The sequence below is a fragment of the Nocardia sp. BMG111209 genome, assembly GCF_000381925.1.
In the GTDB taxonomy this organism is placed as follows: domain Bacteria; phylum Actinomycetota; class Actinomycetes; order Mycobacteriales; family Mycobacteriaceae; genus Nocardia.
The window spans coordinates 705265-728741 of the sequence record NZ_KB907307.1 but is presented as its reverse complement, the minus strand read 5'-3'; the positions used below and the strand labels follow the sequence as shown (position 1 = coordinate 728741).

The window sequence follows — 23477 nt, the reverse complement described above, 5'->3', positions numbered from 1 at the left end:
CATCGTGCCCAGCAACGACACCGACGCGCCGCGCACCGGGACTCCGGACAGTGGCGGCCATACCGGAAACGACACGGCGGCAGCACAGTTCGCATCGCCGGACGGCGCCGGCCCGGCCGATCTGGCGGCGGACTACCGCACCCACGGTTTCGCGGCCCGGCTCGGCGCGGGCGAGAAGCTCGCGGTGCTGGTCATCGATGTCTGCATGGCCTATCTCACCGACGGGTCGCCGCTGCGCGCGCCGGTGGAGGACGCGGTGGCCGCCACCGCGCGCCTGGTCGCCCGTGCGCGCGAAACCGGTGTGCCGGTGATCTTCACGCGGGTCAGCTACCGGCCCGGCACCGGCGACGGCGGCCTGTTCCGGCGAAAGGTCCCGGCGCTCGGCTCCTTCGAGGAGGGCAACCCGCTGGCCGAGTTCCCGCCCGATCCGGCGCCGCGGCCGGGGGAAACCGTGGTGTCCAAGCATTACGCCAGCGCCTTCCACGGCACCGCGCTGGCCGCCGACCTGAGCACGCGGCGGATCGACACCGTGCTGGTCACCGGCCTCACCACCAGCGGGTGTATCCGCGCCAGCGCGACCGACGCGCTCCAGCACGGTTTCCGGCCGCTGGTGGTGGCCGACGCCTGCGGCGATCGCGATCCGCGCCTGCACGAGGCGAACCTGCTCGACCTGGATGCCAAGTACGCCGACGTGATCGACCTCGCCGCCGCGCTGTCGCTGCTGCGCTGACCTCCCGCTCGAATCCGGACGGACTGCGAACAACGATGTGCCGCAGCACTTTCCGCCGCTCCCCGTTAGGACAATCATGGGCCCGCATCACCACGGCTGGTGGATCCTGCTGCATCTGGTGCTGTTCGTCTTCTGGCTCGGTGGCGACCTCGGCGTCTTCTACTCCAGCCGTTTCGTCATCGACCCGAAGCTGACCCCGCCCGCCCGCGCCACCGCGCTGGCGATCATGAGCGGACTGGATCTGGCGCCGCGCATCTGCCTGATCCTGTTCCTGCCCAGCGGCGTGACGCTGATGGCGTGTGATCCGCACGGCGCGAAGCTGTTCGGCATCACCCTGTTCCCCTGGTGGCTGGTGGCACCGGTGTGGGTGTTCGCGCTCGCCTGGCTCGCCCTGGCGGTGGTGACGCACCGCACGCACGGGCGCATCACGGCGGTGGTCCGCGCCGACCTCGCGCTGCGGACCGCCGCGATCATCGGCATGACGGCCGCCGGCCTGTACACCCTGATCGCGCACGATCCGTTCGGCGTCACCACGAATCCGCGCTGGCTCGGCGGCAAGATCCTGCTGTGGTGCGCGGCCGTCGCCGCCGGGCTGGGTATCCGGATCACGTTGCGCCCCTTCGGTCCCGCCTTCGGCCGGCTGATGGGCGGGGAATCCGGGCCGGATCTGGAGGCGGTGCTGCGGCGCAGCGTGAACGGCTGCCTGCCCTACGTGTGGACGATCTGGGGCAGCGTCCTCGGCGCGGCCGCGCTCGGAGTGTTCAAGCCCGGCGCGAATCTCTAACCCGCATAACCCAACTGGGTCGACAGGGTGGTGGCCGCGTCGAGCAGCATCGGCGCGTACTCGTCCATGTGCGGTTCGAACCGCGGCAGCGGCCCGCACACGCTGATCGAGGCCACCACGCCGCCGTCGTGATCGAGGATCGGCGCCGCGATGGACGCCGCGCCGATCTGCCGCTCCCCCATCGAGCAGGCGTAGCCGCGCTTGCGCACGGTCACCAGTTCGGCGCGCAGCTTGCGCTGCGAGACGATGGTGGCGTCGGTGAATCCGGTCAGCTCGTTGCGCTGCAGGTACTCGTCGATCTCCTCCTTGCGGAGGTAGGCGAGGATCGCCTTCGAGGAACTGCCGGCGTGCAGCGGATACGGTTGTCCCAGTACCAGTTCCATGCGCAGTTCCTGTTCCGGCACCACCTGGTCCACATACATGCGGGTATCGCCGCGGCGGATCGACAGCGTCGCGGTCTCCCCGGTCAGCGACGCCAGCCGGCGCAGCTCCGGGCCCGCCATCACGCGCAGATCGGTGCGCGCCAGATAGGCCCGGCCCAGCGCCATGGCCGCGTGCCCGAGCGCGTACCGGCGGGTACTGGGTTCCAGGGTGATCAGGTCGCGGCTGCGCAGGGCCGTAAGTATCCGGTGCACAGCGGCTTTGGTGAGGCCGAGCTCGTTGGCGATCTCGGTGACGCCGAGGTCGGAACGGCCGCTGCGGCCGAAGAGCAGCAGCACGTCCATCGCGCGTTCGACCGCGGCGATGGAGCGACTCTGGCCGTCGGATTCGGTATCGGGCACCCGGCCAGTCTAGGGGGAAAGATTTCCCGATGGGAAACACCATCCCGCTGCTCCGCTTGCGCGAACTGCCCGGCACCGTTACCTTGTGCGTTACAGCGTTTCCACTACCGAAACGGACCAGCTATGGATTCCCGGTATCTCCGTACGGTGCTGGCGCAATGGGCCACCGGTGTCGTCGTGCTCACCACGCGCACCGAGGAGGGCGGCCACCACGGTATGACCGCCAGTTCGTTCACCAGTGTGGCGCTCGATCCGCCGCTCGTCTCGGTATGTGTGGCCTCCGACAGCACGACCTGCCGCGCGATCCGCAGCAGCGGCGTGTTCGCGGTGAACGTGCTCGGCTGCGATCACGAGGAGATCGGCCGCCGTTTCGCCACCACCACGGCCACCGACCGGTTCGCCCTGGGCGACTGGGACGTCGCGACCACCGGCACCGCCGTGCTCACCGACGCCGTCGCCTGGATCGACTGCGTGGTGGCCGCCTGTTATCCGGCCGGCGATCACACCATCGTGCTCGGGCTGGTGCAGGACGCGGCCACACCGCGGCCGACCGCCCCGCTCATCTATCACGACCGCACCTATCACGAGGGGATTGCCCGATGATCGGAGAACGACTCGTCGAAGACATGACCACGCCGGAACGCGAACGCGCCGAACGGGTCGAGTCCGTGTTGCCGGCGTTGCGCGACGCCGCGGAGGAGGCCGACCGCACCGGCACCTTCCCGCCCTCGCACCTCGCGCTGCTGCGCGAGGCGGGGCTGCTGGGGCTGGTGGTGCCGGAGAAGTTCGGCGGCCTCGGCGGCACCCTGCGCGACCTCGCCGCCGCCACCTTCGCCATGGGGACCGCCTGCCCGTCCACCGCGCTGGCCTACTTCTTCCACAGCACCAGCGCCTCGCGCGGGCTGCTGCCGCTGGAGGCCATCGACGCCGGCCTGTTCGCGGACGCGGAGATCCCCGTCGTGCGCGCCTTCGCCGAGAAGGTGCTGACCCGGATGGCCGACGGTATCTGGCTGGCCAATTTCGCCTCCGAATCGGTGAAGACCTCCGGCGCCAACATCACCATCGCGACCACCGCGCGCAAGGTGGACGGCGGCTGGATGCTCAACGGGGAGAAGTCCTTCGGCTGCGCGACCGGCGTCGCCGACTACTACCTCACCTCCGCCAAACTCGAAGGTTACGACACCGCGGAGGGACTCGCGACCTTCTTCGTACCGCGCGACGCCGCGGGGGTCGCGGTCCGCGCGCCCTGGGACGGGCTGGGCATGCGCGCCACCGCCAACAACGGCATCCGGCTCACCGACGTGTTCGTCCCCGACGACGAGGCGCTCGGCGTGCCGGGCGCGTTCACCAAGATGCTGACCCAGAGCCGCGGCAGTTTCGTGGGCAATCAGCTGGCCATCGCGGCGGTCTACACCGGTTGCGCGCAACGGGTTTACGACGAGATCCTCACCGCGACCACCACCCGCACCTTCGCCGACACCGGTGAGCCGATCGCGTCCTCGCCGGTGCACCAGTTGCTGTTCGGCGAGATGACCCGCAGCCTGGAGACCGCCTACCTGTGGCTGCGGTATCAGCTGGCCGTGGAGACCGCCGAGGTGCCGTTCAAATCGAAGTCCGACGTGTTCGCGCAGTGGCGGCTGGGCAAGGGCGCGGTCACCGAGGCGTGCTTCCGGGTCGCGCTGGGCGCGCTGAAGGCTGGCGGCACCTCCGCGGCGTCGATGTCCGGGGTGATCGGCCGCTCGCTGCGCGATCTCGCGATGGGCCTGGTCATGACCTTCCCCGCCGAGCGCGGCATGCTCGAGGTGGCGCGCATCGTCACCGAGGCGCGCGCCAACGAACTGTTCGCCACCGCCCCCGTGGAGGCGGCGCGATGACCATCGAACTGCCCGCGATCCGCGATCTCGTCGACGGCGAATGGGGTGATCCGAGCGTGGATCTCGGTGTCGCCCTGGAGGATCCGGCCACCGGCGTCGCGGTGGCCCGCGCCGTCGCGACCGCACCGGAGCGGGTGGACCGCGCCCTCGCGGTCGCCGACGCCGCCGCCGGGCGCATCGACGCGGATCTGCTCGAGCGGATCGCCGACGCGCTGGACGCGCAGGTGGACCGGCTCGCCGTCCTCGACGCGTTCGCCACCGGCGTGCCGCTGGCCCAGACCCGCCCGCTCGGGGTGATCGTCGCCGGTTCGTTCCGGCTGGCGGCCGCGCAGCTGCGATCCGGGGCGCTGCGCGCCGATCGCGACGGGGTCGAGGTGCACCGGCTGCCGCTCGGCCCGGCGCTGGCCCTGGTGCCGTGGAACGCGCCCGCACCCATGGCCGCACACAAGGTCGCCAATGCGCTGGCCGCGGGCTGCCCGGTGATCCTGAAGGTCAGCGAGCTGGCGCCGTACAGCGCGGTGGTGCTCGCCGAGGTGATCGCGCAACACGTACCCCCGGGCATGTTCCAGCTGGTCCACGGCGACGCCGCCACCGGCGCCCACCTGGTCGGCGATCCGCGGATCAAGGCCGTGTCCTTCACCGGCGGCGTGCCCGGCGGGCAGGCGGTCGCGACCGCGTCCGCGCCGCTGTTCCGGCCCTGCCAGCTGGAGCTGGGCGGGAACAATCCGCTGGTCGTCCTGCCCGACGCCGACCTCGACACCGCGGCCCGCGCCGCCGCCGAACTGCTCACCACGCTCAACGGCCAGTGGTGCCGGGCGCTGGGGAGGCTGATCCTGCCGCGGTCGCGCGCCCCCGAACTGCTCGAGGCGATCGGCAAGCGGCTGGACGCGCTGCACGCCGGACCACCGCTGGACGAGGCGACCGAATTCGGCCCGCTGGTCCATTCCCGGCACGTCCGGGCCGTATCGGCCGCCGTCGCGGATCGGCCGCACCGGGCCTACGGCCTCCTGCCCGGGGCCGGAAACTACGTCGCGCCGGTACTTCTCGACGGCGATCTCACCGACGAGATCTTCGGCCCGGTCGCCGGGGTCACCACCTACGAGCGGCCCGAGGACATCGTGGCGCTGGCCAACGCCGTCCCCTACGGCCTGGAAGCCTATGTGTGCGGTACGGATACCGAATTCGCGCTGGCGGTGGCCCGGCGCATCCGCGCGGGCGAGGTGAAGGTGAACGGATCCTCGATCATGAGCCTGCACCTGATGACCCCGCGCCCGGCGTGGGGCGTCTCCGGCCTCGGCGAGGAGGGCACGGCCGAGACGCTGCGGTTCTTCACCGGCGCGCGGGTGGTCGGTGTCGAGGGGCGTTTCGCCCTGCACACGTCATGAGCACCGTCGCGATCGCCGGGGCCGGACCGGTCGGGCTGACCGCGGCCCTGGCGCTGGCCCGCCGCGGCATCGACGTCACCGTCCTGGAACAGGGACCGCGGCTGGCGACCGAATCGCGGGCCTCCACCTTCCATCCGCCGACGCTCGAGATGCTGCGCGACCTCGGCGTGGTGGCGCCGCTGCTGCGCGCGGGCCTGGTGGCGGAGACCTTCCAGTACCGCGAGCGCGGCGGGAGCGCCATCGCCACCCTGGACATGGGTGTGCTGGCCGGTGACACCGCGTATCCGTACCGGGTGCAGTGCGAGCAGAGCAAACTCACCCCGATCCTGCTCGACGCCCTGCCCGGCACCGCCGAGGTGCACTTCGACCACGCGGTCACGGGTGTCGCGACGGGACCGCGGGGCGTGGCGGTGTCGACCACGGGCGGAATCGTCCACTGCGACTGGCTGATCGGGGCCGACGGCGCGCATTCGGCGGTCCGGCACGGCCTCGGCGCCGATTTCACCGGCAGCACCTATCCGGGTCGTTTCCTGGTCGCGTCGGTCGAGGAGGAACTCGAGGCCGCGCTGCCCGGCATCGCCCCGATCAACTACGTCTTCGATCCGGACGAGTGGCTGGTCCTGCTGCGCACCCCGGACCACTGGCGGGTGCTGCTGCCGACCGCGGGCGACACCCCCGACGATGTCGAATTGAGCAAGCTCCCTTCGCGTTTGGCCCGGGTCGCGGACCTGGGCCGGCCGTGGCGGATCGCGCACGCCACCCTCTACCGCGTCCACGAGCGGGTCACCCCGCACTTCCGCACCGGACGGGTGCTGCTCATGGGAGACGCCGCGCACGTGAACAATCCGCTCGGCGGCCTCGGCATGAACAGCGGCATCCACGACGCCGTCCGGATCACCGACGCCCTCGCCGCGGTCCTGGGCGGCGCACCGGAACAGGTCCTCCACGACGCCGCCCGGCGGCGGCACACCGTCGCGGTCGAGCACGTGCAGCGCACCAGCCGCGCCAACTGGTCGTATCTGCACGGCCACGACGAGAGCTACCGGGCCCGATTGCGTGCGCTGGCAGCCGATCCCGTCGCGACCCGGGCCCATCTGCGCAAGGCGTGCCTGATGGATTCGCTGGAGCCCACGGCATGAGGATCGAGCGGGAGAATCCGGCGCGCCCGGCCGAGATGGTCGGATCGGTCCCGGTCACCCCGGTCACCGCCGTGGACGAACTGGTCCGGGCCGCCGATCACCGCTTCCGGGCGTGGTCGGCGCTGCCGTTGCCGCGGCGGCTGGACCCGCTGCGCACCGCCGCCGCGGCACTGGATGCCCGCACCGCGGAACTGGCGGCGCTGCTGGCCCGGGAGAGCGGTAAACCGGTCGCCGACTGCCGCGGCGAGATCGGTTTCGCCGCACGCTATCTGGAGTGGGTGTGCGCGCACGCCCCGGCGGTGTACGGCGCGACCGAACTCGACGACGCCGCGGGCCGGCTCACCACCACCCCGCGCCCGTACGGGGTGATCGCGGCCGTCACACCCTGGAACGCGCCGATCATCCTCGCCGTGCTGAAGCTCGGCCCGGCGCTGGCGGCGGGAAATACGGTGCTGCTCAAGCCTTCCCCGCTGGCGCCGCTGACCGTGACCGCGGTCGCGGAACTACTGCCGGAGACCACGGTCGTGCACGGCGGCCCCGAACTGGTGCAGGCGCTGGTCGCGCATCCGCTGGTCGGCAAGGTCGCGTTCACCGGCGGCGAGGTGGCCGGACGCAGTATCGCCGCCGCGGCCGGGCGGGCCCTGACGCCGGTGGTGCTCGAACTCGGCGGCAACGATCCCGCCGTATTCCTCGACGACTTCGCGCTCACCGGAGACGACTACGAGCGGTTGGTGCTGGCCTCGTTCGCCACCTCGGGCCAGGTCTGCATGGCCGCCAAGCGGCTCTACGTCCCGCAGCGCCGCGCCGCGGAGTTCCTCGACGCGTATGTGGCCGCCGCGCAACGGATCCTGCGTATCGGCGATCCGGCCGACGAGGACACCACGATGGGCCCGGTGGTGAACCGGGCCGCGGTGGAACGCATTTCGGGCCTGGTGCGCGATGCCGCGGACCGCGGCGCCGAACTGATCACGCTGGCGCGGGCCCCCCGCGGGGACGGCTATTTCGCGGATGCGGTCCTGGCCCGCACACCGCCGGACGATGCGCCGCTGGTGTGTACCGAGCAGTTCGGGCCCGCCGTACCGCTTCTGACCTACCGCGACGAGGACGAGATGATCGCGCGCGCCAACGATTCCGAGCTCGGGCTCGGCGCCTCGGTGTGGTCGGCGGACGAGGACCGGGCCTTCCGGGTCGCCGCGCGGCTGGAGGCCGGATTCACCTTCGTGAACACCCACAATCGCACCGGGATGTCGCTGCGGGCCCCGTTCGGCGGCATCAAGCGCAGCGGTTTCGGCCGGGAATACGCCGAGGAGGGGCTGCGCGAATACGTGCAGACCACGGTCACCCATGCGCCGGGCGTGTTCCGGCCCGGTGGCGCCGGCCTGCCGGCCCGGGCCTATCCGCCGGGGCAGTAGACACCCACCGGTGAATTCCGGTGGGGCGGACCGCCTTCCGGTGCCGGTTCCGGACCGCGCGGGGTCCGGGACCGGCGCCGGTGTTTTCGGGGCGGGACGGCGAGTGGGCGGCAGCGTCGCTGCCGCCCACTCGATCGGGGTCCGCCCGGCTACCGGTTGGTCTGCGGAATCTCGATGCTCAGCGGCATGTGCAGTTCGGACACGTACCACAACACGAATTGCCGCAGGAATTCGTCGAACAGGTACGCGACATCCTTCGTCGGCGGAACGACGCCCTGCACACCCTCTTTGACCGCGACGAACGGGCCCCAGGCGAATTGCAGCAACGGGCTCCAGACCGGCTCCCGCGGAATCTGCAGCCAATCCGCCACCTGATCACCGAGAATGAACCGGGTGAACGCGCCCAGAATGGGTTTGCTGAGCAGCGTCAGATCGAGGTCGAAACCCAGATCCAGCAGTCCGTGCGCGAGGGACACGCCCTCCGCGGTCGGGGCGATGATCGGATCGAGGACCTGCTTGGCCTGGTCGTCGGCCTGATCCCAGGACGCCGGAATGTATTCGTCCCGGACGCCGAGGAAATGACCGGCCAGCTGCCAGCTGTGCAGATATCCGTCGGATTCGGCGGGCGGGATGTTCAGATTCCACTGCTTGAACACCCGCATGATGGTCGTGGCCAGGCTGTGCCACGTCACCATGACGTCGTTCTGGCTGATCGGTTTGACGTCGGCCGGCCAATGCGGCGAGGTCGGCAGCAGATGCCGCACCGCCGCGTGGATGATCCGCGTCTTGACACAGGTCACGATCATCTCGCCGTCGGGTGCGTACGCGTTGACGGTGCCGATGTCGTAACCGAATTTCGCGGTCTTGGCGATGCGGTCCTTCAGGTGTGAACCACCGCGCGAGTAGTACACCGCGAGCGCCTCGTGCGGAATGACCGTGGACATCATCCCGCTGGCGAACGCGTACAGCACGCCGAGATAGGTGCCGCGCTTCTGGGTGAACTGGAACGACTGCCCCAGCCGGCCCGGATCCGCCCACGACGGCAGCTGCCGCGCGTATTCCATGAAATCGCGCAGATTCTGGGGCAGCCCGGCCGGAATGGGCTGACCGTTGTTCGTCCACGTCGCCAGCAGTCGGTTGACCGCGGGTACATCGGCGTTGTCCATCACATCGGCGACCACGGGATCCGCCTCGGGATCCCACATGGTCAGCGGATCGGCCCCGTTGCCGCTGCCCACCACCGAGCCCTCCGGCGCCCATGTCCAGGGCTCGGCCCGGACGGTCTGCGCCATGAATGTGAGGGCGCCGACGGCCCCCAGGAGGCCGCCGCCTGCCCGGAACGCGTTACGTCTGCTGAGTCGGGTTGCGTCCATGCCACTGTTCCTCTTCGTCGAGTCACAGATACAGAGATACATTTCCTGCATCTGAGTATCATGATGACACCACACTGTGGGTGCCGTCACAAGATGTCGGCGGGATTCGCGGAACCGGACCACCCGGCGCCCCGGAACGGCGTTGATACCAGCGTCTTTCGGGCAAACACCGGCGGCACGGGACCGCGCGAACGCACGGCATCGAGGATGAAACGAACGACCGAGGAGTAACCGATGAACCTGTGGATTCTCGTCCAGAATCTTCTCAACCAGCTGGATCTGGGGTCCGCCGCGACCGGGACACCGATCTGGCCCGCGGTTGCCGCAGTCGAATAGATTCGGCGGGCCGGGATCCGGCGGCCGGTGCCCGATCACGAACGCACCGGCCGCGGATATCCCGCGGCGCACCGGGTTCCGGCCGGCGGGCAAACGGGCCGCCCGGTGAACGGAGCGGATGCGTCGCGAACCGTGTCCTGGTGGTCGTCACAAGTGTTGCCGTGTCACCTTGGTGGAAGTAGTAATTCGGAAACAGGAGGAGAGCATGGCGGACGCGGTGACGGATTCGGATGCGGGGTCGTTGCTGGCGCGCGCCTTGAGTGATGCGGTGGGGCAGGTGGACGAGACCGACGAGATCCGATCCCGGCTCCTCGACGCGGCCTACGAACAGTTCTGCCGGATCGGTGTGCAGCGGTCCACCATGGAGGATGTCGCCCGGCGGGCGAATCTGTCACGGATCACCGTCTATCGGCGTTTCACCACCAAGGACGCCCTGGTCGAGCAGGTGATCCGGCGCGAATTCCGCCGCTATTTCGATCAATTCCTGCTCGATATCCAGGATGCCGCGACCGTGTCCGATCGGGTGGTGGTGGGCTTCGTGAGCTCGCTGCGGGCGATCCGGGGCAATCCGCTCATCGGCGGCCTGCTGATCGCGGAACCGGACCGTCTGGTCAGCTCCTTGATCGGCGATCAGGGCCGGACCGTGGCCGCGGTCCGGCAGTTCGTGGCCGGGCAGCTGCGCCGCGAGCAGCGGGCCGGGCAGATCGACGACCGGGTGGACATCCAGGTGGTCGCCGAGCTCATGGTGCGGCTGTGCGCGTCGTTCCTGACCATCCCCAGCGAGGTCATCGATCTCGACGACGACGCGAGTCTGTCGGATCTGGCCCGCCGCTTCCTGGTTCCGATGTTGCAGGTTCCCTCGTGAGCCGGGACGAGCGGTGCGGCCACCGTGCGCGGGCGGTGGCCGCGGAATGCCCGGGACCGATCAGCCGAAGCTGAGCGAGACCGCGGCCAGGATGTTGTACGGATCGGTCAGGCTGGTGACGGCGATGGTGCAGGCGCCGGCCGACGCGGTGCAGTCCACGCCACCGACCGAACCGACCAGCGTGATACTGCCCGCGGACAAGTGCCCGTTGCCGTCGGCGTTGCCCAGCAGCGAACCGCCGAGATTGCAGTCGTTCGGGCCGGAGATCTGCGCGGTGCACTGCCCGACGGCGACCTGAGCGAGGTTGGGCGCCAAGCCGTTCACCGACACACTGACGCTCTGGCCGACCGAGACCCCACCGGTCTGGCTCACACTCACCGACGCCGCCTGCGCGGTGGCGCTGCCGAGCAGGGCGAACGCGGCCGCCGCCGCCAGCAGCGGAACGAGACGGGTTCCGATTCGAGACATGTTTTCCTCCTTGATAATCCACTACGAGTGCGGATGCACTACAGCCGACGCCGATCGGCGAAGGCGGCTCCGGCGACGACGGCGAGCAGGCCCGCCGTCACCGACCACAGCGCCACCGACGGCCCCCGGGTCTCGGGGGCGGCGGACGCGGCGGTTCCGGCGGCGGTGGCGGCCGAAGTGGTGGGCGGCGCAAAGGTCGCACCGGCGAAGGCCATCGGCGTGACGGCCGTGTTGGCGGTGATCACCGGGACCGGCTGGGTGCCCGGCAGCGGGGCGGCGGCCACCTCGCACTGCTGCTTCAGGCAGTCGATCTCCTTGAACCGCGGATGCAGCGTCAGCGTCAGGGTTTTGAAGGTCCCGTCCGGTGCGATGTTCACGAAACCCGCACCGCCGCCGAGATCACAGTCGTTGAGCCCGTTGGTGTATCCCTGCCGGCACAGCCCGACCGCGACGGCCGGCAGTCCGGGCTGGAAACCGCTGCCGCTCACGGTGACCCGCTGCCCGTCCGCCAGATCGGTGGTGGCGCTGACGTGCAGGACCGCCGGTGCGGCCGGATCCGCCGACGCGGGCGCGGCGGCGATCGGTCCGGCGGCCAGTACGGCGGCGGCGAACGCCACAGCGCCACGGCGGTTTACGCGAATCATCACGCGCCTCCTTCGGAGGTGGGTTCGGGGTCCGGCCGGGTGATCGCCCCCGGCCGGGTGACGGACAGGGCGGCGGCGAGCACCGGCAGCGCGAGCAGGGTCAGGGCCGCGCCGTCACCCCACAGGTGCCGCAGGCCGAGCGCGAGGGCGAGGGCCACGGCTGCGGCGAGGGGTGGAATCAGCAGCGCGAGAATCGGTTTCGTGGAATCTGGGCCGCGGAGGGTGAGGGCGCGGACCGCGGCTGTCACGGTCACGGCGATCCCGAGGGTCGCCTGCCAGGGGCCGGGTGCGGTCGCGACGAGAACCGGTCCGCCCGCGGCGAGGACGAGCAGCGGCGCCGCGGCCGCGCGGCGAGCGCCGGCGAGGAAGGCGACCAGCGCCGCGGGGATCAGGGCGACGGCCAGGTACGGCGGCTGATCGGCGTCGAGTACGGTCCAGCGGAACAGCAGCAGATGCAGGGCCGGCAGGACGGTCGCACCGACCGCGAATCCGGCTGCGGCCCGGACGATCCACTCCCCCGGCCCCGAGCCGGTGACCGTATCTGGCTCGGCACCCGTCTCGGCGCCGCCAAGAATCGACGATTCCGGCGCGGCGCGGTCGGGGACGAACGACTCCGGCGCGGCGCGGCCGGGGACGAACGACTCCGGCGCGGTGCCACCGAGGACGAACGACTCCGCCTCGGTGCCACCGAGGACGAACGACTCCGGCTCGCCCGGCACGGCGGCATCCGGGGCACCGAGGCCGACAGCCCTGGGCGGCACCGGATTCCCTGCCACCGAGAGCAATCCGGCGAGCCCCGCCACCACGCCCGCGACGGCGACGGCCACTCCCGGGTACTCGGTGGTGACGGCGGCGACCCCGGCCCCCGCCAGTGCCCCGACGGTCATCGCGGCCCGAAACGCTTTCGGCTCGTTCACGATTCGGGCCGTGAGCAGCAGCGGCCCGCCCACCACACCGGTCAGCAACAGGCCGATCGTCAGCGCCGGTACAGCCGGAATCGCCCCGGCGACGATCAGTCCCAGCCCCGCGAGCAGCGCGAGCAGCCCGCCGCCGCGGCCGGTGCGCGGCGGCAACCGGCGACGGCCGAGCACGATCGCGACGGCCGCGAGCACCGCCGCGGTCGCGGCGATATATCCCACCACCGCGCCGGGCAGTCCGGCGCGGCCGCCGAGCGCCTTGCCCAGCAGCACGATCTCGACGCCCGCCGCGGGTCCGGCCGCCGCGGCGGCGAGCAGCGGCAGCCACGAGGCGGCGCGGTGGGCGGCGGATTCGGCGATGAACGGCGGCCGGGTGGACGGGGTGGTTCCTGTTCCGGTGGATGCGCTCGGTGTCGTCATCTCTCACCTCCAGCCCCGCGTTTCGTAGAAGGAAACACGGTTTCGCAGTTGCCATATTGAACCCGGACCGGCGGAGGGTGTCAAGCGCGAATGCGCACGTAACAGCCTGGAAACAGGCATTTTTCAACCCGAACGGCCATCGGGTCGGAGATTTGCCCGCCCGCTGGACAGATCCGCGCCATCGGTACAGAATCGCACTTGTTGGAAACAGCGTTTCGACCTCCGAAACGCTTTCACCCAGGAGGTGCGCGTTCATGACGCGAGTCGCCGCCGCCCAACTCGCCGCAGGCACCGACGTCGCGGCCAACCTCGACGCCTGCCTGCGCCTGATCGACGACGCGGCGACCGCCGAAGCCGAGTTGGTGGTGCTACCCGAGTTCTGTAACCACCTATCGTGGTACACGGACCGGTCCCACGCGCACCGAATGGCGTGCCGGATCGGAGATCATTTCCTCGGCCCGGTGGCCGAACGGGCCACCCGGCACCGGATGTACGTGAAGATCGGCGTCACCCTCGCCCACGACGACGGCGGCACGACCGGCGCGAGCCTGCTGTTCGGACCGGACGGCGAGCTGATCGGACAGTCGCACAAGCAGATCCTGATGGGTGCGGAGAACGATCATCTCGTCCGCGGGGAGTCCGATTCGGAGATCATCGACACACCGCTGGGCCGCCTCGGCCTGTACGCCTGTATGGAGGGGGTCATCTGTGAGGTCGCCCGCTCCCTGGCGGTGCGCGGCGCGCAGATCCTGCTGAACAGCCTCAACTCCTTCGCCTCCGACGAGGCGGGCCTGCACATCCCGGTCCGCGCCGCGGAGAACAAGGTCTGGGTGGTGGCGGCCAACAAGGTCGGCCCGCTGCTCCCGGCGGACCTGTTGCCCGACATCGCGACCCGGCTCGGTGTTCCGGCCGACAAACTGCACGGCGCCGGCGAGAGCCAGATCGTCGCCCCGGACGGCATCACGGTGGCCCGCGCCCCCGCGACCGGCGAGTCGCTGGTGGTCGCCGATATCGACGTCGCGCGGGCCGACGACAAGCGCCGCCCCGACGGCACCGACATCCTGGCCGCCCGCCGCCCGCGGCTGTACACCCCGCTGCTCACCGGCTCCGGGGTCCGCCGGGCCCCGGCCGGCGCGGAGACGCTCACGGTCGCGGCGGCACTTCCCGATCCCGCGCAGATCGCCGCCGCGGTCGCCGACGGCGCACAGCTGATCGTGCTGCCGGAATCGGCCACCCTGGAGATCCCGAAAGTCATTGCCGCACTAAGTGATTCGACCGCACACGTGGTGCTCACCGAGGCCGGCGGCGCCGGCCTGCTGGTGAACGCCGACGGTATCGCGGGCCGCCAGCCCCGGCTGCACCGGACCGCCGGGCACGAGGCGGCCGGCGCCGGGATCGAGATCTTCGAATTGCCGTGGGGCAGGCTGGCACTGGTGGTCGGCGACGATGCGCTGTTCCCGGAGACCTTCCGGCTGGCCGTGATTCGCGACGCCGATGTGGTGGCCGTACCGCACACCCCGGCCGAGCCGTGGGAGGTCCGGCTCGGCCTGCCCGAGCGGTCCGCGGAGAACCGGCTCAACATCGTCGCCGCCGGAATCGACGCGACCGGCGGCCTCACCGCCACGGTGTGCGCCCTCAGCCCTGATTTCACCCTCTGGACCGCCTGGCAGGGACCGTTCACCGGTCGTATCAGCCATCCCGACCTCGTCACCGCGCCGCCGGGCGCGCCGCGGCTCGTCACCACGGTCCGGCCCGCCCAGGCGGTCAATCGCGCGGTCTCCCGGGGCACCGATCTGGTGGCCGGGATCCCGCTCGCCGCACTCACCGCCCTCACGCGCGAACCCGCCACCGCCACCATCGAACCGGAGCTGCCATGAGCGAAACCCTGCAACACGTCGAGCAGATGGTCGACGAGAACCCCAGAACCGATGTGAGCGAGATCTTCCGGGAGTGGCAGGAGATGCTGGCGGGCCTGAAGGGCCGCCTCGACGACCGCTTCGAGCTGACCCGCGACGGCTCCACCACCGATCTGGACTCCTACGGTGATCCCGACAACGGTCCCTCCGGCAGCCTGGCCGCCTACAGCGGGCCCGAGATCGACTGGCTGGTCCACTCCTGGATCGGTGATCCCCGAACGGGTTTCGTGAACCTGCACCTCACCGCGTGGCTGGGCCCGCAGGTGCGGGTGCCGCATCTGGCGTCGGCGCTGCTGCTGTGGCCGCAGGGCTGGTTCTACGTCGACGGCGTACCGCGCGGCGATCTCGTCGGCGACGGCGACTACTTCGACCGCTACTACGCCGGCACCGACGAGCCCTGGCTGACCTTCAAGCAGGCCCATCCGGATTTCACCTGGTTCACCAGCCGGACCGGATTCATCCGGGCCAGCCTGTCGCCGACCGCGTACTGCTACTCCTTCCCCACCACCCGCCCCAATCTGGACACCGTGCGCGAGGTGCTCACGACGACGGTGGACCGCTGGCTCGGCTGGGTCGACGCCGCCGAACCCGTTCCCGCCGAGGAACAGGCCGCGCTGGCGGAGCGGGATCTGCGCGTGCGCCGCAACATCGCCGAACGCGATCCGGCGAATGTGATGGGCGAGCGCATGTTCGGGGCCGAACTCACCGCGCGCCTGGTGCGCGCGCTGTGGGGCGGCGACCGTGTCTCCCCGAGGCCGGTGGGCTGATCATGACACTCGTCCGCTCCCTGTGGTGGTCGGCGCGCACCGACGGCGACGCCCCGTTCGACACCGCACATCTGAAGGTCTACTACCCGGCCGTCGCCTCCGGTGACGACGCCGAACGCCTCACCGGCGTGTTCGCGCCGGATCCGGCCCGCGCGCCGTATCCGGTGGTGCTGTTCCTGTCCGGCGTCAATGTCGGCCAGGACGCCTACCGCCGCTACGCGACCGCCATCGCCGAGGCCGGTTTCGTGGTCGTCACCTTCGATCGGGTCGCCGATCTGTTCGGCGGCCAGCGCGGGATCACCCCCGGCGTCGATCTGGCCGCCGCCCGGCCCGACAGCTACGGCACCCGGCCCACCTGCCCCACCATCACGGCCGTACTGGCCGCCGTCGCCGAACTGAACGAGACCGAACCACTGCGTGGCGCACTGGATCTCGACCGGGTCGCGCTCGGCGGCCATTCCGCCGGCGGCACCGTGGTGTTGCAATCGGCGCGGTTCTTCCCCGGCGTGCGCGCCGTATTCGCCTGGGGCGCACACACGATGGTGGCGACCATGCTCGGCTGGGATCCGGGCACCGTGCTCCCCGCCCAGGTGGAATGCCCGGTGCTGCTGGGTGTCGGTACCAACGACGGCGTCATCCAGGGCAGTGCCGACCGCTACGGTGAATCCGACGACGCGGCCCGCCCGGATCCGGTGGCACGCACCTTCACCGAGGCGCTGCCCGACGGCGAGCATCTGCTCGCGGTCGTGCCGGGCGCCAACCACTTCGGCATCGCCGACGCCGATCCCACCGCGGCCCGCGCCTTCCTGGACGGACCCGCGGAGGCCGACGGCCTGCCCCCGTTCGCGCGGCTGACGACGCTGTTCCTGCGCACCCACCTGTCGGAATCGGCCTCGGCGCGCGACGAACTGGCCGCTTTCGACGACGGATTGCTGCTGAAACGGCACTGAGGAGATCGTTGTGCTCAAGAACTTCTGGTACGCCGTCGAATTCGCCTCCAAGGTCGGCGCGCAACCGCGCCGGGTCGTCTGCCTCGGCCAGAATTTCGTGCTGTATCGCACCGAATCCGGTGCGGTGACCTGTCTTTCGGACCTGTGCGTCCATCGCGGCGGCGCGCTGTCGATGGGTACGGTCGCCGGCGACATCATCACCTGCCCGTATCACGGCTGGCAGTACGACAGCGGTGGCGTGTGCGTCCGCATCCCCGCCAACGCGCCGGAGCGCAACATCCCGCGCAAGGCGCGGGTCGACGCGTATCCCACCGTGGAACGGTACGGCATGATCTGGGCCTTCCTCGGTGATCTGCCCGAGGAGCAGCGCCCGCCCATCCCGGAGATCCCGCAGTGGGACGATCCGGCGTTCAAGGCCGTCGAATACGAGATGGTGGTGGACGCGAACTACGAGCGCACCTTCGAGAACGTCGTGGACGCCTCGCACACCCCCTTCGTGCACGGCACCGCGTTCGGCAATCCGGACCGGCCGCAGATCCCGGATTACGAAGTGCGGCAGACGGACTGGTCCGGCGAGGCGGACATCCTGATGAGCCCGCCGCCGCCGAAGGGCCTGTGGGGCCTGCTCGCCCGGCGCAAGGAACGCCCCGAGTACGTGACGGTGACCAACGGCTGGTATCTGCCGAACGTGGTCAAGTTGCACGTGCGGCTGCCGATCGGCGATCTGATCCTCTACGACTTCAACATTCCGCTGTCGCAGGATCGGACCCTGGTGAAGATCCTCGGCTTCCGCAGCTTCTTCACCGGGGCGTGGGCCGACGGGAACACCCGCAAGCGCATCGAGAAGATCCTGCTACAGGATCGGCCGGTGGTGGAATCGCAACGGCCGGAACTGCTTCCGTTCGATCTCGCCGACGAACTGCACGTCCGCAGCGATGCCCTGCAGATCGCCTACCGCCGCCGGCGCGCCCAGCTGATCGAGGACGGCTGGTGGGTCGGCGACACCGACGTCGTCACCGGCGACGGCCCGCACCGCAGCGCGACGGTCATCGCGTCGCCGGTGCGGCGCGAGAATCCGGAACTGGCCAGCGCCTGGGTACACAAGGCCCGCAACGGAGGAGCCCCGAAATGAGCCTGCCCACCGCGCTCAGTGAGCGCACCCTCGAAACACTGTCCGCCGCGCTGGGTCTGGCGGTCACGACCGACGAACCGCTGACCAGCGCCATGTCCCCGGATCCGGTCGGGCGACTGCGCGTCCTGCGCGGCGGCCCGATCGACAAGCTGGTGACCGTCGACCTGGTCGTCCCGCCGATCGGCCTGGACAGTCACATGATCTTCGCCTTCACCGGAAGTGATTCGGCTGTACCGCATTTCACGCTGGACGCGGTGTACGGCGGCGAGTACTACGCGATGCACCTGGATCTGATCCCGCGCGCCGATCTCGCCGTCGAACTGGAATACCTGGACGCCGCGTTCCTCCCGCTGACCCCGCTGCTGGATGCCGCGTGGCAGGTGGCGGGTGTCTCGGCCGCGGCCGTCGGCCCCCGGCAGCGGGCGATGATGTCGCCGTGGATGCTGGTGTGCCGCGCCACCGAATCCGCGTTCGGCGCCCTGAGCGCCACCGTGGACACCTATCTGCGGCACTGGCTCACGCTGGTGGACAAGGGCGTTCCCGCCGTGCGCGCCGATCTGCCGGCGCGCGACCACGCCAACCGCGCGAATCTGTTCAGTCCGCAGGTGGATCCGGTGTGGGCACAGGTCACCCGGCTGCTCGGGGCCGAACAGGCCGAGCGGGTGCGGCAGGAGCTGGCGCGGTGAGCCCCGACACGGAGCCGGGCCCGGCCACCGGCGCCGAGCCGAGCCGCTGGCAGCAGCGGATCGCCGGCGAATGGGTGGGCCGCCCTTCGCTGTTCGACGCCGAGGGGGTGTGGCACGGATTCGAGGACATCCGCCGTTCGTCGGTCTTCGAGGACGGCCGGACCGTCTACTACATGGACGGCGGACTGACCGGCGGCGGCAAACTCGCCGGCCGCTACGCTCTGGGGGCGTCGTTCGCCTTCGGCGTCGTCGACTCCGACGGTGACCGCATCTACACCGGTCCCGATTTCTACGGTTCCGGCCAGCCCTACGGCGGTTTCGTGGACGCGCACTACTACGGGCCCGGCTGGCAGGTGTCGCTGAACACCTGGAACCAGACCGTCGGTGACACCCAGGTCTATTCGTCGGTGCTGTCGCAGGGCCCGGCGGTGGTCGGCGTGTTCGACGGCGTCTACACCCGCGATCCGGAGCTGGTCGACGAGCGCCTGGCCGCCGAAACCCGCTGTGGCGCGGTGCCGTTCACGCTGCCCAGTAAGGATCCGTCGCGCTACGCCGGTGATCTCGAGGTGTGGAGCGCCGACCAGACCGCGCAGGGCAAGGCCCGGATGACGCTGGACGTCACACCGCACAGCCTGCTCACCGCCGAACATCACCTGACCGTCTCCGGCGCACTGGATTCCGAGACCCGCGCCGTCGTCCGCCGCGACGGCACCCGCTGGTTCCACGAGGGACCCGACGTCTGGGGCAACGGAACCGCCTTCGGCCGTGCGCATTTCGTCCGGATGCACCGCACCGACGGGGTCCGGCTGGTGGGCCGGGAATTCATGATCGACGCCGAGCCGGGTATGGGGGCCGGTGCGACGCTGGCGGTGGTCTACCAACTGTTCGAGCACAATCGCCTGGCGACGATCGTGCACGGCGTGCTGGAGCGCGAATGACGACGCCCCGCACGGTGGTCGTGACCGGCGGCACCCGCGGTATCGGCCTCGGTCTGACCCGTGCCCTGCTCGCCGCCGGGCATCGGGTCGCGGTGTGCGGCACCGACTCCGCGCGGGTCGCCGAGGTGGCCGCGGAACTCCCTGCCGCCCTGGCGATCACCGCCGATGTCACCGATCGGGCGAGCCTGCAACAACTCTGGGACGCGGCCGTGGACCGGTTCGGCGGCGTCGACGTGTGGATCAACAACGCCGGCGTCGCGCACCCCCGGGCCCCGATCTGGGAACTACCGGCGGCCGAGGCCCGGAAAGTGGTGTCCACCAACCTGATCGGCGTGCTCAACGGCTGCGCGGTGGCCATCCCGGCCCTGGCCGCGACCGGCGGCGGCCACGTCTGGAACATGGAGGGCCTCGGCAGCGACGGCCGGTCCGTGCCCGGCCTGACCGTCTACGGCGCCACCAAACGCGCGGTCACCTACCTGACCCGCGGCCTGACCCGCGAGGTCCCCGCCGGTGTCTCGGTGGGCCTGCTCAGCCCCGGCATGGTGGTCACCGATCTGCTCACCGGCGGCTATGCCGATCCGGACGAACTGGCCAAGGCGCGCAAGGTGTTCAACATCCTCGCCGACCGCGTGGAGACGGTCACCCCGTGGCTGGCCGAGCGCGCGGTCACCCGCACCCGCAACGGCGAGCACGTGGCCTGGCTGACGACCGGCAAGGTGATGCGCCGCTTCGCCACCGCCCCGTTCCGCCGCCGCGATCTGTTCGCCGAAACACCCGAATCCTGATCCCGAGGAACAGCCATGCCCGATGTACTCGGCTGGCGCGCCAAGTTCGGCGTGCTGGCACCGTCCACCAATACCGTGGTGGAGCCGGATTTCGCCCGCCTGGGCGTGCCCGGCGTCACCACCCACTTCGGCCGCATCCACATCCGAGACCAGAACATGAGCGACGACGCCGGGATGGGCCGGCTGCTCGATCAAATCCGCGCGGAGATCGTCGCGGCCTGCGAGCGGGTCCTGACCTGCGAACCGGACTACATGGTCATGGGTATGTCCGCCGAAACCTTCTGGGGCGGTGTGGAAGGCAACCGCGCGTTCGTGCGGCAGATCCACGAGGTGACCGGCCTCGAGGTCGCCACCGGCGCCGAGGCGTGCCGGCGCGCCCTGGAGTTGTACGGCGCCACCAGGATCGGCGTCGTCACCCCGTATCAGCCGGTGGGCGACGAGAACGTCGTCCGGTTCTTCGGCGAACTCGGTGTGAAGGTCGGCGCTATCGAGGGATTGCGCTGTCCCACCGCGGTTTCCATCGCACACGTCACCGAGGACGAACTGCGCGCGGCGCTGCGCGAGGTCGACGGCGACGATATCGACGCCCTCGTCCAGTGCGGCACCAATCTGTCGATGCTGCGGCTGGCCGACGAGGCCGAACGCTGGCTGGGCAAGCCGGTGATCGCCATCAATGCCGCGACCTGGTGGATGGCGCTGCGCGACAACGGTTTCGACGACCGGATCGAGGGCGCGGGTGGACTGTTGCGCGACCACTGACCGGTTCCGCGCGACCATCGGACGGCGGCGGGATTCCTTCCTCTCATCCCGCCGCCCGGCGCCCGTCCGGCCCCGGCCGGACGGGCGCTGTCGCGTCCCGCTATTGGTGGGTGGGGTCCAGCCACCGCCCGATCGAGGCCGACCGCACCGGCTCGATCAGCCGCGGCGCGAGGGTCTGCGGGAACTCCGGCCCCCAGTTGGTCGCGTCACCGGTCATCACGACCTGCGCGTTCTCCGTGTACCAATCCACCAGATCGGCGTCGGACCGCAGCAGCCAGGTGCAGCCCTGCTCGGCGTCGGCGGTGAAATCGCCGTGCCGGATGAACGGCGGCCGCCAGAAGTACGTCCCCGGCCACATGGTCCCGAAGTTGTACTCGAAGCCGCCGTCCAGGCAGTACGCCTCCTCACTGCACGGATGGTGTGCCAGCGGCACTTCCCGCCAGCCGGGCTTGGCCTTGATCAGCCGCGTGTAGAACCCGGTCTTCTCGTCGCGGTGCAGCAGTTTGATGTAGAGCCCCGGCACCGGCGTACCACCCAGATCGAAACGCATGGGGCTGCCGTCCTTCACGTCGATCCACGGCATCGCCGCGGAGTCGAGGACCACCAGAACCTGGTCTGGCCGGACGTTTTCGCGATCACCGTCGGCGGGCTCGAACGCCCAGTCCGCGCCCTCGCGGAACAACAGGATCTCGGTGCCCTCGGCGACCGTGAGCGCCGGCGTCCAGACCCCCACCGGCGCCGTCCAATACCCGCCCGGCCCGAGTTCGGTGTCCCCCAGAGTGATTCGTCCCGAGAGCACGTACCACTCCGTCTCGGCCGCGTGCACCCCCGCCGGCCGGGACCAGTCGCTGGTGAAGGTCACCTTCAGCGAGGCGGATCCGTCCTCCTCGTCATAGCTGAGATTGCGCTGCCGCGCGGTGCCGGTCGCGTGCTGGAACTCGGCGATATGCCAGATCAGGTCTTTTTCGTCGATCAGTTCGACATGCGGACGCATGGATCCTCCTGGAGGAGTGTCGATTTACGCTACAAAATGTATCGCTTACCAATAAGCGCTGCAACCTGTACTGTTTATCCGGTGAACAGACCCGGACGCCCCGCCGGCCCCGCCGCCGACACCGCCGAGATCGTGCTCACCGCGGCACTCGAGCTGATCCTCACCGAAGGCGCGGTGGCGCTGACTCCGCAACGGCTGCACGGCATCACGGGCGTGGCCCGCACCACGATCTACCGGCACTGGCCCACGACGAGGGATTTCCTCGCCGCCCTGATCGAGGTGGCCCCCCATCCGGCCGCCGATCCCACCGGCGATCCGGTCACCGACCTGCACGCCGAGGTGGACCGACTCTGTGATCGCCTGCGCGACAAGCCCGTGGCCGCGTTCCTGCGCGCCCTGATCACCGCCTCCGCGACCGATCCCGGCTGCGCCGACCTGCGCCGCCGCTACGTGCGGGACCTGCTGGCCCCCTTCCACCGCGGCGTACGCGCGCTGGGCATCGAGGACGAATCCGTCGTCGCGGAGACCGCCAAGGCCGTCGTCTCCCCCCTGCTGATCGACGTACTGCTGCTGGACCTCCCGGTCGACCGCGACCGCGCCCACCGCACCGTCGCGGAAGCCCTGTCCCACACCACAATTCCCCCGTCCTGACCCCCAGCGAGGATCCGATGACCAATGCCGTTGGCCCCAGAGCCGTCTTCGGCGTGATCGTGCCGAGTACCAATACCGTTGTCGAACACGACTATTGGCGATCCGGAGTCCCCGGCGTCGCCTACCGCGCCGGCTCCATGTACATCCCGGATCCGGTGATGGGCAACGACGACGATTTCCGCGCCCTGCTGGGCCAGATCCGCGCCTCGATAGACACCGCAGTCCGCGACGCCCTCACCGCCGAACCGGACCGCATGGTGATGGGCATGTCGGCGGAGACGTTCTGGGGCGGCATCGAGGGCAACGCCGCCTTCGAACAACGCCTGCGCGACCGCACCGGCCTCCCCGTGACCACCGGCGCGAGTTCCTGCCGAGCCGCCCTGCACGAACTCGGCTGCCACCGCATCGCCGTCTTCTCCCCCTATCAGCCGGTCGCCGACGTGGAGGTGGGCCGCTTCTTCACCGAGGCCGGCTTCGACGTCGCCGCCATCACCGGCCTACGCTGCCCCACCGCGATGGATATCGCCCGAGTGGCCCCGGATCGCCTGCGCGCCATGATCGCCGAGATCGACGCCCCCGACGTGGAGGCCATCGTCCAGGTCGGCACCAACCTCTCCTTCGTGGCCCAGGCCGACGAGCTGGAACGCGAACTCGGCAAACCGGTGATCGCGATCAACGCCGCCACCCTCTGGTATGCGTTGCGCGACCACGGATTCGACGACCGAGTGGACAACGCGGGCACCCTCCTCCGCGAACACTGACAAAAAGGA

General features: G+C 70.3%; 24 protein-coding genes. 18 read left to right on the top strand and 6 right to left on the bottom strand.

Translation table 11 applies throughout. From position 1 onward, the window contains the following. Positions 1–4 precede the first annotated feature (4 nt). Both G361_RS0103215 and G361_RS0103210 read left to right on the top strand, forming a co-directional pair. Positions 5–730, top strand: coding sequence for an isochorismatase family protein (locus G361_RS0103215; protein ID WP_019925604.1), 726 nt, complete (start codon positions 5–7; stop codon positions 728–730). 76 nt (positions 731–806) lie between these two features. Further along, the gene (locus G361_RS0103210; protein WP_019925603.1) at positions 807–1514 is read left to right on the top strand and encodes a hypothetical protein; all 708 of its coding nucleotides are present in this window, start codon (positions 807–809) and stop codon (positions 1512–1514) included. Here the strand turns inward: G361_RS0103210 and G361_RS0103205 are convergent. Further along, positions 1511–2296 (bottom strand): IclR family transcriptional regulator, encoded by a 786-nt coding sequence (locus G361_RS0103205; RefSeq protein WP_019925602.1) that lies wholly within the window; start codon positions 2294–2296, stop codon positions 1511–1513. The two genes, G361_RS0103210 and G361_RS0103205, sit on opposite strands and share 4 nt — an antisense overlap. A 123-nt stretch (positions 2297–2419) precedes the next feature. Here G361_RS0103205 and G361_RS42145 point away from each other — a divergent pair, with 123 nt between their 5' ends. The 5 genes from G361_RS42145 to G361_RS0103180 are packed head-to-tail and all read left to right on the top strand — an operon-like array spanning position 2420 to position 8106. Then, on the top strand, positions 2420–2899 hold the full coding sequence (locus G361_RS42145) for a flavin reductase family protein (RefSeq protein WP_019925601.1): 480 nt from the start codon (positions 2420–2422) through the stop codon (positions 2897–2899). Further along, positions 2896–4170, top strand: a complete 1275-nt coding sequence (locus G361_RS0103195; protein ID WP_036494065.1) for an acyl-CoA dehydrogenase family protein — start codon at positions 2896–2898, stop codon at positions 4168–4170. The genes G361_RS42145 and G361_RS0103195 overlap by 4 nt, the downstream gene beginning before the upstream one ends. Further along, on the top strand, positions 4167–5555 hold the full coding sequence (locus G361_RS0103190) for an aldehyde dehydrogenase (protein WP_019925599.1): 1389 nt from the start codon (positions 4167–4169) through the stop codon (positions 5553–5555). Before G361_RS0103195 ends, G361_RS0103190 begins: the two co-directional genes overlap by 4 nt. Then, the gene (locus tag G361_RS0103185; RefSeq protein WP_019925598.1) at positions 5552–6694 is read left to right on the top strand and encodes an NAD(P)/FAD-dependent oxidoreductase; all 1143 of its coding nucleotides are present in this window, start codon (positions 5552–5554) and stop codon (positions 6692–6694) included. Before G361_RS0103190 ends, G361_RS0103185 begins: the two co-directional genes overlap by 4 nt. Next, the gene (locus G361_RS0103180; protein ID WP_019925597.1) at positions 6691–8106 is read left to right on the top strand and encodes an aldehyde dehydrogenase family protein; all 1416 of its coding nucleotides are present in this window, start codon (positions 6691–6693) and stop codon (positions 8104–8106) included. The genes G361_RS0103185 and G361_RS0103180 overlap by 4 nt, the downstream gene beginning before the upstream one ends. 149 nt (positions 8107–8255) lie before the next feature. Here G361_RS0103180 and G361_RS0103175 read toward each other — a convergent pair whose 3' ends face one another. Continuing rightward, on the bottom strand, positions 8256–9479 hold the full coding sequence (locus G361_RS0103175; protein ID WP_026342629.1) for an oxygenase MpaB family protein: 1224 nt from the start codon (positions 9477–9479) through the stop codon (positions 8256–8258). A 541-nt stretch (positions 9480–10020) separates the two neighbouring features. On the opposite strand from G361_RS0103175, the gene G361_RS0103165 reads away from it, so the two are divergent. Beyond that, on the top strand, positions 10021–10680 hold the full coding sequence (locus G361_RS0103165; protein WP_019925594.1) for a TetR/AcrR family transcriptional regulator: 660 nt from the start codon (positions 10021–10023) through the stop codon (positions 10678–10680). Between the two features lie 60 nt (positions 10681–10740). Here the strand turns inward: G361_RS0103165 and G361_RS0103160 are convergent, their stop codons facing one another. From G361_RS0103160 to G361_RS0103150, 3 genes are read right to left on the bottom strand one after another with little or no spacing between them, the layout of a single operon-like run. Beyond that, positions 10741–11148 carry a neocarzinostatin apoprotein domain-containing protein gene (locus tag G361_RS0103160; protein WP_019925593.1) on the bottom strand — a complete coding sequence of 136 codons (408 nt, stop codon included), beginning with the start codon at positions 11146–11148 and terminating at the stop codon, positions 10741–10743. 38 nt (positions 11149–11186) lie between these two features. After that, positions 11187–11792 carry a neocarzinostatin apoprotein domain-containing protein gene (locus tag G361_RS50160; RefSeq protein WP_196814403.1) on the bottom strand — a complete coding sequence of 202 codons (606 nt, stop codon included), beginning with the start codon at positions 11790–11792 and terminating at the stop codon, positions 11187–11189. Further along, the gene (locus tag G361_RS0103150; RefSeq protein WP_019925591.1) at positions 11792–13129 is read right to left on the bottom strand and encodes a hypothetical protein; all 1338 of its coding nucleotides are present in this window, start codon (positions 13127–13129) and stop codon (positions 11792–11794) included. Before G361_RS0103150 ends, G361_RS50160 begins: the two co-directional genes overlap by 1 nt. Before the next feature lie 254 nt (positions 13130–13383). Here G361_RS0103150 and G361_RS0103145 point away from each other — a divergent pair, with 254 nt between their 5' ends. From G361_RS0103145 to G361_RS0103110, 8 genes are read left to right on the top strand one after another with little or no spacing between them, the layout of a single operon-like run. After that, positions 13384–15006, top strand: a complete 1623-nt coding sequence (locus G361_RS0103145; RefSeq protein WP_019925590.1) for a nitrilase-related carbon-nitrogen hydrolase — start codon at positions 13384–13386, stop codon at positions 15004–15006. After that, positions 15003–15812: a hypothetical protein gene (locus G361_RS0103140; RefSeq protein ID WP_019925589.1), complete on the top strand. Its 810-nt coding sequence runs from the start codon at positions 15003–15005 to the stop codon at positions 15810–15812. The genes G361_RS0103145 and G361_RS0103140 overlap by 4 nt, the downstream gene beginning before the upstream one ends. Before the next feature lie 2 nt (positions 15813–15814). Continuing rightward, a complete protein-coding gene (locus G361_RS0103135) occupies positions 15815–16762 on the top strand; it encodes a dienelactone hydrolase family protein (protein WP_036494436.1) in 948 nt (315 codons plus the stop codon). A gap of 10 nt (positions 16763–16772) precedes the next feature. After that, on the top strand, positions 16773–17894 hold the full coding sequence (locus tag G361_RS0103130; RefSeq protein WP_019925587.1) for an aromatic ring-hydroxylating dioxygenase subunit alpha: 1122 nt from the start codon (positions 16773–16775) through the stop codon (positions 17892–17894). Beyond that, positions 17891–18580, top strand: a complete 690-nt coding sequence (locus tag G361_RS0103125; RefSeq protein ID WP_019925586.1) for a hypothetical protein — start codon at positions 17891–17893, stop codon at positions 18578–18580. Before G361_RS0103130 ends, G361_RS0103125 begins: the two co-directional genes overlap by 4 nt. Next, entirely contained in the window at positions 18577–19518 is a 942-nt protein-coding gene (locus G361_RS0103120) for a hypothetical protein (protein ID WP_019925585.1), read from the top strand. Before G361_RS0103125 ends, G361_RS0103120 begins: the two co-directional genes overlap by 4 nt. After that, positions 19515–20303 carry an SDR family oxidoreductase gene (locus G361_RS0103115; RefSeq protein WP_019925584.1) on the top strand — a complete coding sequence of 263 codons (789 nt, stop codon included), beginning with the start codon at positions 19515–19517 and terminating at the stop codon, positions 20301–20303. The genes G361_RS0103120 and G361_RS0103115 overlap by 4 nt, the downstream gene beginning before the upstream one ends. Positions 20304–20318: 15 nt before the next feature. After that, positions 20319–21062: an arylmalonate decarboxylase gene (locus G361_RS0103110; RefSeq protein WP_019925583.1), complete on the top strand. Its 744-nt coding sequence runs from the start codon at positions 20319–20321 to the stop codon at positions 21060–21062. A 100-nt stretch (positions 21063–21162) separates the two neighbouring features. Here G361_RS0103110 and G361_RS0103105 read toward each other — a convergent pair whose 3' ends face one another. Further along, on the bottom strand, positions 21163–22056 hold the full coding sequence (locus tag G361_RS0103105; protein WP_019925582.1) for a DUF4437 domain-containing protein: 894 nt from the start codon (positions 22054–22056) through the stop codon (positions 21163–21165). A gap of 81 nt (positions 22057–22137) precedes the next feature. Between G361_RS0103105 and G361_RS0103100 the strand changes: the two genes are divergently transcribed. Then, positions 22138–22707, top strand: a complete 570-nt coding sequence (locus tag G361_RS0103100; protein ID WP_019925581.1) for a TetR/AcrR family transcriptional regulator — start codon at positions 22138–22140, stop codon at positions 22705–22707. 17 nt (positions 22708–22724) lie between these two features. Continuing rightward, positions 22725–23468, top strand: a complete 744-nt coding sequence (locus tag G361_RS0103095) for an arylmalonate decarboxylase (RefSeq protein WP_026342628.1) — start codon at positions 22725–22727, stop codon at positions 23466–23468. Positions 23469–23477 lie beyond the last annotated feature (9 nt).

Excerpts from the sequence above, each read along its gene's own strand:
- G361_RS0103210 (WP_019925603.1), top strand. The coding sequence starts at position 807 with ATGGGCCCGCATCACCACGGCTGGTGGATCCTGCTGCATCTGGTGCTG.
- G361_RS42145 (WP_019925601.1), top strand. The coding sequence starts at position 2,420 with ATGGATTCCCGGTATCTCCGTACGGTGCTGGCGCAATGGGCCACCGGT.
- G361_RS0103195 (WP_036494065.1), top strand. The coding sequence starts at position 2,896 with ATGATCGGAGAACGACTCGTCGAAGACATGACCACGCCGGAACGCGAA.
- G361_RS0103190 (WP_019925599.1), top strand. The coding sequence starts at position 4,167 with ATGACCATCGAACTGCCCGCGATCCGCGATCTCGTCGACGGCGAATGG.
- G361_RS0103185 (WP_019925598.1), top strand. The coding sequence starts at position 5,552 with ATGAGCACCGTCGCGATCGCCGGGGCCGGACCGGTCGGGCTGACCGCG.
- G361_RS0103180 (WP_019925597.1), top strand. The coding sequence starts at position 6,691 with ATGAGGATCGAGCGGGAGAATCCGGCGCGCCCGGCCGAGATGGTCGGA.
- G361_RS0103175 (WP_026342629.1), bottom strand. The coding sequence starts at position 9,479 with ATGGACGCAACCCGACTCAGCAGACGTAACGCGTTCCGGGCAGGCGGC.
- G361_RS0103165 (WP_019925594.1), top strand. The coding sequence starts at position 10,021 with ATGGCGGACGCGGTGACGGATTCGGATGCGGGGTCGTTGCTGGCGCGC.
- G361_RS0103160 (WP_019925593.1), bottom strand. The coding sequence starts at position 11,148 with ATGTCTCGAATCGGAACCCGTCTCGTTCCGCTGCTGGCGGCGGCGGCC.
- G361_RS50160 (WP_196814403.1), bottom strand. The coding sequence starts at position 11,792 with ATGATTCGCGTAAACCGCCGTGGCGCTGTGGCGTTCGCCGCCGCCGTA.
- G361_RS0103150 (WP_019925591.1), bottom strand. The coding sequence starts at position 13,129 with ATGACGACACCGAGCGCATCCACCGGAACAGGAACCACCCCGTCCACC.
- G361_RS0103145 (WP_019925590.1), top strand. The coding sequence starts at position 13,384 with ATGACGCGAGTCGCCGCCGCCCAACTCGCCGCAGGCACCGACGTCGCG.
- G361_RS0103140 (WP_019925589.1), top strand. The coding sequence starts at position 15,003 with ATGAGCGAAACCCTGCAACACGTCGAGCAGATGGTCGACGAGAACCCC.
- G361_RS0103135 (WP_036494436.1), top strand. The coding sequence starts at position 15,815 with ATGACACTCGTCCGCTCCCTGTGGTGGTCGGCGCGCACCGACGGCGAC.
- G361_RS0103125 (WP_019925586.1), top strand. The coding sequence starts at position 17,891 with ATGAGCCTGCCCACCGCGCTCAGTGAGCGCACCCTCGAAACACTGTCC.
- G361_RS0103115 (WP_019925584.1), top strand. The coding sequence starts at position 19,515 with ATGACGACGCCCCGCACGGTGGTCGTGACCGGCGGCACCCGCGGTATC.
- G361_RS0103110 (WP_019925583.1), top strand. The coding sequence starts at position 20,319 with ATGCCCGATGTACTCGGCTGGCGCGCCAAGTTCGGCGTGCTGGCACCG.
- G361_RS0103105 (WP_019925582.1), bottom strand. The coding sequence starts at position 22,056 with ATGCGTCCGCATGTCGAACTGATCGACGAAAAAGACCTGATCTGGCAT.
- G361_RS0103095 (WP_026342628.1), top strand. The coding sequence starts at position 22,725 with ATGACCAATGCCGTTGGCCCCAGAGCCGTCTTCGGCGTGATCGTGCCG.